Raw genomic sequence first — 10032 nt, 5'->3', positions numbered from 1 at the left:
AGCTTGCGTTGAGGGGTTCGGTGAGGTTTTCGGCCAGGCTCATATGCCTTTCGCCGAGCACCAGAATAGTCAGACCAGCGAGAATGGATGCAGCTGCCATGGCAATCTCTCTATCGAATAAATGAAAATCGGTTGGGTAAATTGGTTCAGTTCGAATACGGCGAACGATACGGACTGACCGGCAAGGTCAGGAAACGGCCCTGCATGTCTTCCAGGGTGTAACGCAAATACATGCCGACGTTGAGTTCGCGGAAGTCGCTCGAATTGTTCAGGCGCAGCGAGCCGCCCAGGAACAGGCGCGGCGCGAAGCGGTATTCGCCGCTGCCTTCCAGGCTATACCCCAGGCCGGTCTTGGTCTGCGCGGCATAGGTCTTGCCGCTGGCGGCTTGCAGGGCGGCGTCGGTGGGGAAGTAATCGGCGCCATCCTGGCGGAAGTACTGCACCCCCATCGAACCCTTGAGCTGGAAGCTGAAGCGGTCGTTGCGCTTGGCCCAGGTGAACGGCACGCCCAGGCCCAGGTAGGTCTGCGGACTGAAGTACCCGCCCTGGCCGTAGGTGTAGAAGTTCTGGTTGTTGGCATAGCTGATGACGTTGGTCGAGACACCCACTGTCATCTTCTGGTCGTCGCTGTTTTGCAGGTACTGGTAAGCCCCGCCGCCCAGTTCCATGCGCGTGTTGGACTCCACGTTATGTCCTTGCAGGCTATGCACGGCGCCATAGGCATAGACACCGGTCTGGGCATCGTCCGAACTCATTTCGGCACGCCCACCATTGGCCGTCACGCCGCCCCAGGAGCGACCGATACGCGGGTCGGTGCTGCCAGCAAAGGAGGTGATGCTGTCATTGACGGCCCGGCGCGAGAGCGCCACCGCGAAGCGGTTGGTACTGCTGCCGGCGAAGGGCTGCTCGACGCTGACGCCACCGACCACGTTGGGATACTTGAAGCCGAAGGGCGTGCTGCCGATGTCGGCCTTCATGCCATCTTCCGGGCGCTCGTAGCCCACCGCCACCCCCACGCCATGGGCGCTTTGCTTGCCCACGCCCTGGGCGCTGGCGCCAGCGCCACCGAAGCGGCTGGCGGGTTCAGTGGCCAGGGTGCCGGCATCGAGCGAGACCGGCGTGATACGCACCGCCACACGGTCATTGCCGACCGGCATGTTCACTTCCAGCGGCGCTTCGATGTCGTTCATGCGGCTCAAGCCCGACTCGCTGGCGTTGCCGCGCACCACCACGCCTTGCGTGACGTAGGCACTGCGCGCCTGCAGGATGTCGTTCAAGGCGCGCTGGGCCGGGGTCAGGTTGTCAGCCGGCAGGCTACCGGGCTGACCTTGCAGCGCCAGCAAGGCGCGCTGGGCATTGTTGGCGGCACCCGGCAAGGCGGTCTGCGGTGCTGCGGCTTGCTGTGCGTAGCCACGTGATGCGGCCTGCATGGTCGGGGTGGCCGGCGCGGTGGGAGCCGTCGCAGCAGTGCTGAACACCGGCCCCAGCGGCTGACCATAGGCAATGCCGGGGGCTGCGGCGGGCTGGAGCTGGGCATTGCCCCGCTGCGCCGGCGCAGGCAGCGTCTCGGCGCTGCCTGCTGCGGCCATGGCCACCGGCTGCAGCAGGGTTTCGGCCGGCGGCGGAATGGCCGCCACGTCCTCGTTGCCCGGCAGACGACGCTGGGTGCGGAAGGGATTGATGGCGGGATCGAAGCCATTGCCCTGGGCCAACTGGCTGCGCTGGCGCGCGCGGTTTTCGATGGCCACCGCCTTGCGCAACAGGGTGGTGGCTTCGCCTACCTTGCCCAGCGAGCGATAGATGCGCGCTGCCTCGGTCAGCGTGGTGGGGTCGCTGCTGTCGAGCTTGCGGAACTGGTCCAGCAGGTCGAGGGCATAGCTGTTCTCCTGCGCCTGCACGGCGGTATCGGCCGCGCCCAGCAAGACGGCGGCGTCACGCGGATTGCGCTGCACCAGCGGCTTGTAGAGCGCCAGTGCGCGCGCATTGTCGCCGGCCGCATTGAACATGCGCGCCAGTGCCGAGATGGCGCCAATGTCGGTGGGGCGTTGCACCAGCGCCGGAGCCAGGGTGTCGTAGGCCGCCGCCAGGTCGCCCCCCTGGCGCAGGCGTTCAGCCTGGCGCACGCGGTACAGGAAGCGCAGGTCGTCATAGCGCTTCTTGGTCGCCGCATCCATGGTCTGCTTCTGCAATGCAGTCAGTACGTTGTAGACCTGCGCATCCTCGCCGGCCTTGAGCAGGATGGCAGCATATTGCAGGCGGGTCGCCAGGGTGGGCGTGGCCGGTGGCGTCACCAGCGGTTGCATCATGGCCATGGCGCGCGGCGTGTCGCCGGCATCGACGTAGGCCGAGGCCAGGGTACCGGTGCGTTCGGCGTTGCCGCTGGCCTGGTCCTGCACGCGGTCCAGCAGGGCCAGGGCTTCCTGAGGCTGACCGGTCTTGACCAGTTCGGTGGCGTGATTGACCTGGATGGTCAGTGTCACCTGCTTGGTCAGTTCATCCATGGCCGCCGTCCGACGCGCCGCGGGGATGCGGCGCAAGGTATCCAGCGCATCCTGCCACTGCTCCATCTCCACCGACAGCAAGGCGCTGGCATAGAGCGCATCGACGTTGTCGCGATGGGCGCGGGTGAAATCGTCGATGGTGATGCGCGCCTGGCGTGATTGGTCGGCCTTGATGTACAGGCGTGCCAGGTCGAAGGTGGTCCAGACATTGTCAGGGTCGTTGCGTACCGCCTCGCGCATGGCGTCCAGGGCAGCGGTGAGGTCGCCGCGCTGCTCGGCCAGGTTGGCCTGCTGGGATGCACGCAGCGCGCGCAGGCGGCCCTGGTCGCCGAATTCGGCTTGCTGCTGAGGCGTGAGCTTGTCCAGCAGGCGCAGCGCTTCGGCCGCCTTGCCGGTCTGCGCCAGGACGTTGACCAGGCCACGGATGGCCCCCACGTGATCGGGATGCGCGGCCAGCACCTGGCGGTAATGGCCGATGGCGGTGTCGAACTGACCGGCACTGACCTCGATGTCGGCGATGGCCACCAACCCATCGGCATTGCCAGGGTCCAGACGCAATGCCTGGGCCAGCGCATCCTGCGCCTGGGCGCCTTGGCCACGGGCCTGCAGGTCACGCGCACGCTGGATCAGCAACCAGTACCGCACGCTGTCGAGGGCTTTCTTCCAGGCGCTGCTGCCCTTGGCAGCGGCGCGCGCCAACAGCGGCTCGGCTTCGGCCAGGCGGTTCTGCTGCTGACGGATCACGCCCATGCCACCCAAGGCATCGGTATCGTCGGGATGCGTGGCCAGGCGTTCCTGGAAGGCCTTCTCGGCCTCTTGCAAGTCGCCCTTTTCCAGCGCCTGCAGGCCACGCGAGACCACCGTGGGCTGCTGCGCACCGGCCACCTGGGCGCGGCCCTTGGCCAGTTGTTCGCGGATGTCCTTGTCGTCCGGGTGGCTCTTGAGGAAGTCTTCGAACAATCCATACTGGGCCGGCGACGGTGGGCCCAGCCAGGTCAGCGCCAGGCGCCAGCTTTCGTCGGCGTCACCGGCAATATCGACCTGCTTGCTCAGGCGCGCGAGCAGGCGAATGCCCTCCACCCGCGTGTCTTCATGGCGCGCCAGTTGCTTGGCGTAGAACAAGGACAGGATGCTGTCCTGCGGGTTTTCGCGGATCAGGCGTTCCATGCCCTTGCGCGCTTCGGGCCAACTGGCATCGTTGAAAGCCAGGTTGTTGTAGTACTCGCGGCCGATGGCGCCAGAGGGTGTGAGGCCATTGAACATCTTGCGGAATACCTCGGTGGCGCGGTCGCGCTCGCCGGCGTCAACCAGACGCCGGGCCTCTGCCAACAAGGCCTGGTTTTCCTGGCGCGCCAGGGCAATGTCCTGCATCAGTTGACGCGCCTGCCAGGGTTGCGGCGAAATGGCTTGCAGGCGCTCCAGGTAATCGTTGGCCTGCTGCGGCTTGTTCTGCTTCACGCCGATCAAGCCCATGCCGTAGAGCGCATCGACCTGGGCCTTGTCCAGTTGCAGCACTTTTTGCCAGACTTCGGCGGCGCGCTGGTTGTTGTTGCGCGACTGCCAGTACTGGCCCTGCTCGACCAACTGGGCTTCGATCTCCGAACCGGCGGCCAGCACTGGCGCAGCCGAAGCGCCGAGCAGCGCGGTCAGCACTCCGATGGCTAACGTGTTACGGCGCGTGCGCATGACTTCTCCCAAGACAAATTCAGTGTTCCGTCCTCGCGGAACTGGTATCGCTTCTCGGCCCATCCCAATCCGAACAGGCCCAGCATGACGTTGTAGTACAGCACTTCGGGCTGCGCGCTGGGCTGGGCCAGGCCGCTCTCCAGGCTCTGGGCGGCGCTGCGCTGCCATTGCGCGGCCAGCGCGCTCTCGCCCTTGGCCATCAGGAAGGGAACCAGCGCGGCGGTAAAGCCGAACGGCGCCTGGCCTTCCACCACGCCGGTGGTGACCTTCACCTTTTCGGGCGGCACGCCAGTGGCCAGGATGGTCTGGCGCATTCCATCCAGCGCCGCCAGCAAGGGCGCGGCCAGCGGATCGCGGGGCGAGGTCAGACCTGCCCACAGATACACGCGGATGGCGTCATAGCTGCCCAGCTCGCCCTTGGCCGGATCGACCATGAACTGGCCGGCCTGCGGCGCCGTCATCTTGTAGCCGACCCAATCGGCCACGAAACCCTTGGGACTGGTGGCCTGGATCATGCGCACGGTGTTCTGCGCAATCTGCTGCCACGGCCCTTTGGGGCGCTCCTTGTGCAGACGACGCAGCAGCGGTAGCGGCAGGTAGCTGGGGTTGAGGGTCCAGGCCTGGTCGCGCTGATTGAAGCCCAGCGGTCCCGGCAACACCATCTTGCCCAGGCCCGGCAGGTTGACCACCAGCTTGGCTTCGATGCTGTCGAGCAAACCCTGGGCATCGCTGCGGTATTGCGGGCGCTGCCACAGGCGCGCTGCTTCCAGCAGCACGTAGGCGATCCACAGGTCGGCATCGGAGGCCGAATTGGCATCTTGCACCTGCCACTTGCCATCGGCGCCCTGGCCCCATAGCCAGGCCGGCAGGCGATTGGCAGGATCGCTGCCCATCATGTTGTCGCGTGTCCAGCTCCAGACCTGGTCGAAACGCTCGGGATCGTTGGCGATCAAGGCCAGCAACATGTTGTAGGACTGGCCTTCGGAGGTAGTGTGATTGGGTTGCAGGCTGGAATGCAGCACCCGGCCATCGGGCTGCACATGCGCACCGGCCCAGCTTTGCCAGGCCGGCCAATCGACTGCGGGGGCACTTGCCCGCGGTGCCGTGGCCAGCGTGGGCAGCACCGGGCAGCCACGGCGGCAAGCCCGCCACCACCGCCCCGGTCGCCAGCGCTGTGAGGCACTTGCGTCTTGCGCGGGAAAACCCCGGATCAACCATTGAGACGCTTTCTCGCCTTGGCACGCAAGGTCAGGTAAGCCAGACCGCCCAGCAGCAGGATGCCGCCGGCGATGAGCACGAACATGCCCAGCACGTGGCGCGACAACCACCAGCGCACCATGCGCAGCGGCGACAGGCTACCCACGAAATACTGTTGCTCGGCCAACAGCGGATCGATGGCGGTGCCATGCACGGCCACCAGGCTGCCCTGGATGGTGGCGCCTTCGGGATCCTTGCGCGCCATGGCGTCGAGGATCTGGCCCAGGCCGCTGCCATCGCCACCGGCCAGCAGCACGACGCTACGACCACTGTCCAGGGGTGACTCGAAGCCAGTGAGGTAAGAGGTCGGATCACCGCCGCTGAAGGCCACCGAATGGCGCGCACGGCGCAGCGCCGAGTCGTCGTCGAGCTTGAGCCAGCTACGCACGCGCAAGGCCAGGTCGGAGACTTCGAAACGCTGCTTGTCGCCGGTCACGGCGCTGGGCAGGTGGTCGGCCCATTGCTTGAGCAGCGGCTGGTTCTGGCCCGAGGCCAGCACCAGCAGATCCTTGTCGGCGAACTTGGCGACCTGTGCGGCTTGGATGACCGAAACGGCCGTGGCCGGATAGCCGGTGGCGCTGCCAAAGCGCCCCAGCAGCGACAGGTAGGCGCTCAGGTCGGCGCTGCTGGCGTTGTCGGGCAAGACCACGGCCGACTCCGAGAGATCGGCCATGCGCGTGAAGGGGAAGCCGGCGTCCTTGAACACGGCCAGGTCAGGCATGGCCATGAAGTGGTCATAGCCGCGCAGGTCGATGGTGGATTCGGGATCAATGCTGCCGCGCACGTTGTCGATGATGATGTCATGGCATTCGCCCTGCTTGACGTAGTCATACATGTAGCGCAGTTGCAGGCGCGACTGCACGCCGGCGGTGTTCAACGGCAGGCGCAGGTCCAGCTCGCGGGTCAGGGCATCGTCCTTGAGGGCCGACAGCAGCCCCTTGTCCAGCTTGTCCTTGGGCAGCAGGACGTCGGACTTGATGAGGCCATCGTTGAAGTTCACCAGCAGGGATGAATTGGCCGAGGTCGGCTGCGGGGTATAGCGATACACCAGCTTCAAGCGGGCGCCATCCTGACGCCAGCTGGAAAGCGCCGGCGGGAAGTTGAGTGGAATGGTGATCTCACCCGGGTTGTAGCCGGACACGTTCAAACGCCTGGCATCGATCAGCTCGGCGAGCTTGACCGGGCGGTCGGTGGGCAACCAGTTGGGGGCATCGTAGGGCCGACGCGGCGCGAGCGCTTGCAGCTTGTCGATGACCACCTGATTGCCGGACAGGCCCTTGCTGCCCAGCGCCAGGCCGGCCGCCGCCTGCTTGAGTTCGGCCGTGTTGCGACCGGACACCACCAGCAGCTTGCCGTTGGGGTCGTTGGGGTTATCCACCATGGTCAGGGTCGGCCCCTTGGGGGCGGCCACGGCCAGGCCACCGACCTGGACGGGGCCGTCACCCGCGACCAGCACCACGCCATTGCCATGCTCGGGCAAGGCATTGAGCTGCACCGGGAAGCGCGCGCCGCGATAGGCGGCCAAGGCGCCGAACCAGGAGGAGACGGCGCCGGCCGCTTCCAGCGTGCCATTGTCAGGCGCACCGGCAAACACGAAGGGCAAGCTCAGCATCCGCACATCGCGGCGGTCGAAGAAGGGCACCGGCAACAGCGCCAGGTCATCCTTGATCGGCAACTGCGTGGTCTGCAGGTCCAGCGTGGAGTCGCTGCTCACGCGGGTCCACAGGCTGGAATGCAAGGGATCCTCGCAACCCATGGTGTAGTGGCCGATGAATTGCAGGCTCAAGCGATTGAATTCGGTCACCAGCTTGGGCGGGATCGCCACCCGGGTGGTCTGCAGCGTGCCCGCGCCGTCCTTGGGCAACGGGATGCTGGCGGCCACCACGTCGTTGACCATCACGTTGATCTGCGACAGGTCCGGCAAGAGCGCAGGGGAATAGGTGTATTGCAGCGTCACCTGGGCGCCGGTCGCCACCAGTGACACCGGCACGTCGAAATTGAGGCTGTCGGTGGAATCGGTGCCGTGCAGGTTGATGGTGCCGTCGCGTCCGAGCTGCTTGAACGTAAAGAGATAGGGGTCACCTGCCACCGGACTGGCGGCGGCGGTGGACGTGGCCGGCGTGGCGGCCAGCACCTGGATCGGCAGGCTGCTGCTGCCGATCANCGTGGCCAGGGCCAGGCACAAGGGACGACGGCGCAACAGCGCCTTGGTGGCTTGAGAGGGCTTTGCTTTCANTTATGTTTTTCCNAAGTGTTTTCCATGTCGGGGGGGACCGATGCGGTGGGCACCGTCGTTGCTGCTGCGCGCGCCTGGCGCCGGGTGTCGCCGCCACAGCGCAGTTTTATCAAGGTGGCCTTGACAATTCGGGCACGCCTTCATGCAATGGCCGTGACTTCCGCAAGGACTTCAGGGCGTATCGGGGCGGCTCTTGCCCCAGTTGTTGGCCCAGATGTCGGCGCGCGAGAAGGTCAGGCGCACCAGTTCGCTTTGCTGGCGCAGCGTCAGTTCGTGGAACTGCGCCCCCACCATGTCGTTGCGGCTGAACACCACGATCGCAGGGAAGACTTTTTCCTGCTCGTTGCGGAACAGGGTCACCTCGATCATGCTTTGACGCGCCACGCTCACGCCTGCCGGCAGACGCAGGCCGATGCCCTTCTGCGAAAAGTCCAAGGTGGTACCCTCGATCACGCTGCCATCGGGCAGCTTGATACGCGCCGGCAGTTCGGCCGCCACCCGTGGCTCGCTGCGGATCTGGCGGGTTTCACTGGCCACCGCCATGGAGGCGCTGCTGATGATGACGTTGTAGACGGTCCAGGCCATGTTGATGAGGATGGTGGTCAGCGCATTGGGGTCGCCCTTGATCAGCAACCACACGCCAAAGCACAGGCCCAGGATGTTCAGGGTGAGCAGCACGATATAGGGCCGCGCCAGCTTCCAGTCGAAGTGGTTCTCGGTGATGATGCCGCCCTTGTCGGTGACGTTGAAGCCCCCCAGCTTGGGGTTGACCAGGGCCAGCATCACCGGTCCCAGGATGTACCAGGCCAGCACCGTTTCGTAGACCTCGTTCCAGAAAGAGTGGCGGAAACGTCCCTGGATGCGCGAGTTGGTCAGGCTGGCGTGCAGCACGTGGGGCAGCACGTAGGCCGTGATCATCAGCGCCGGGGCGTGGAAGATGTGGGCGCCGAAGAACAGATAGGTCAAGGGCGCGGTGAGGAAGATCAGGCGCGGCAAGCCATAGAAGAAGTGCAGCATGGCATTGAGATAGCACAACCGCTGCCCCAGCCGCAGGCCGCGCCCCTTCAGGGGATTGTCGACCCGGAAGATCTGCGCCATGCCACGCGCCCAGCGCACCCGCTGGCGGATGTGACGCGCCAGGTTCTCGGTGGCCAGGCCGGCGGCCTGGGGAATGGCGAGATAGGCGGTGTTGTAGCCGGCGCGGTTCATCTTCAGCGCCGTGTGGGCATCTTCGGTCAGGGTTTCCACCGCGATGCCGCCGATCTCCATCAAGGCCGTGCGGCGCATGACGGCGCAGGAACCGCAGAAGAAGGCGGCATTCCACAGGTCATTGCCATCCTGTACCAGGCCATAGAAAAGTTCACCTTCGTTGGGCACCGAGCGGAAGGTATTCAAGTTCTTCTCGAACGGATCGGGCGAGAAGAAGAAGTGCGGCGTCTGCAGCATGGCCAGCTTGGGGTCCTTGTAGAACCAGCCCAGGCAGATCTGCAGAAAGGAACGCGTGGGCACGTGGTCGGCATCGAAGATGGCCACGAATTCGCCATCGGTGACCTTGAGCGCTTCATTGAGGTTACCGGCCTTGGCGTGCTTGTTATCGGAGCGCACCAGATAGTTCACGCCGATGTTGTCGCAGAACTCGCGGAATTCTTCACGCCGGCCATCGTCCAGCACGTGCACGCGCAGCTTGTCCTGCGGCCAATCGATGGCTTGCGCGGCGAAGATGGTCAGCGAGACGATGTCCAGCGACTCGTTGTAGGAAGGAATGAAGACGTCCACCGTCGGCCACTCCGAGGGCGGCATGGTCAGCATCAGCGGCTTGCGGCGCAGCGGCCAGGCGGTCTGCAGATAACCCAGCGTGAGCACGATGAGCGAATACAGTTCGGCGGCCAGGAGACCATAGCCAAAGACGATGTCCAGCCAGCTTTCAAAGCCCAGGGTGGAACTGATGCGCCAGTACATGTAGCGCATCGACACGATCATCGACAGCGTAATCAACACCAGCACCGGGAAGCGTCCCGATTGCTTGCGCAGCACCAGCGCCGCGATGAAGCAGCCGACGGCGAATACGCACTGGGCGCGGAAGTCCAGCGGTATCGAGATGATCAACAGCGCCAGCAGCGTGGCGAACAACAGCAGGCCCAACTGCAGCCAGCGCCGCGGGCGGCGTGGCAAGGCTTCGAGTCGGTCACCGACGTTCTGGATCCACTGTTGCAGGCGATTGGCCGAGGGCTTGGCAGAGGGTTCCTGACCAGGCGATGGGCGAGATCGTGGCTGCGGCCGCTTCCTCGGAGGGAGTTACGATGGCGATGGCACTTGGTAATTCGATTGTGGTCCGGTCATCATGCACGCCCA

General features: G+C 65.2%; 4 protein-coding genes. All 4 read right to left on the bottom strand.

Going from position 1 to position 10032, the window contains the following annotated elements:
- Window positions 1-146: 146 nt before the first annotated feature.
- The 4 genes from I5W_RS20250 to bcsA all read right to left on the bottom strand — a co-directional run bounded on the left by I5W_RS20250 (window position 147) and on the right by bcsA (window position 9852).
- A complete protein-coding gene (locus I5W_RS20250) occupies window positions 147-4187 on the bottom strand; it encodes a cellulose biosynthesis protein BcsC (protein ID WP_044530582.1) in 4041 nt (1346 codons plus the stop codon).
- Window positions 4163-5311 (bottom strand): cellulose synthase complex periplasmic endoglucanase BcsZ, encoded by a 1149-nt coding sequence (bcsZ, locus tag I5W_RS20245; protein ID WP_083893595.1) that lies wholly within the window; start codon window positions 5309-5311, stop codon window positions 4163-4165. The genes I5W_RS20250 and bcsZ overlap by 25 nt, the downstream gene beginning before the upstream one ends.
- A gap of 86 nt (window positions 5312-5397) precedes the next feature.
- The gene (bcsB, locus tag I5W_RS32165) at window positions 5398-7629 is read right to left on the bottom strand and encodes a cellulose biosynthesis cyclic di-GMP-binding regulatory protein BcsB (protein ID WP_044530583.1); all 2232 of its coding nucleotides are present in this window, start codon (window positions 7627-7629) and stop codon (window positions 5398-5400) included.
- Between the two features lie 222 nt (window positions 7630-7851).
- Window positions 7852-9852, bottom strand: coding sequence for a UDP-forming cellulose synthase catalytic subunit (gene bcsA, locus I5W_RS20235; protein WP_252717140.1), 2001 nt, complete (start codon window positions 9850-9852; stop codon window positions 7852-7854).
- Window positions 9853-10032 lie beyond the last annotated feature (180 nt).

Source organism: Herbaspirillum sp. B65, from assembly GCF_000333555.1.
In the GTDB taxonomy this organism is placed as follows: Bacteria; Pseudomonadota; Gammaproteobacteria; order Burkholderiales; family Burkholderiaceae_D; genus Herbaspirillum; species Herbaspirillum rubrisubalbicans.
The sequence above is the reverse complement of the archived record's forward strand: the minus strand, read 5'-3'. Positions and strand labels throughout refer to the sequence as shown.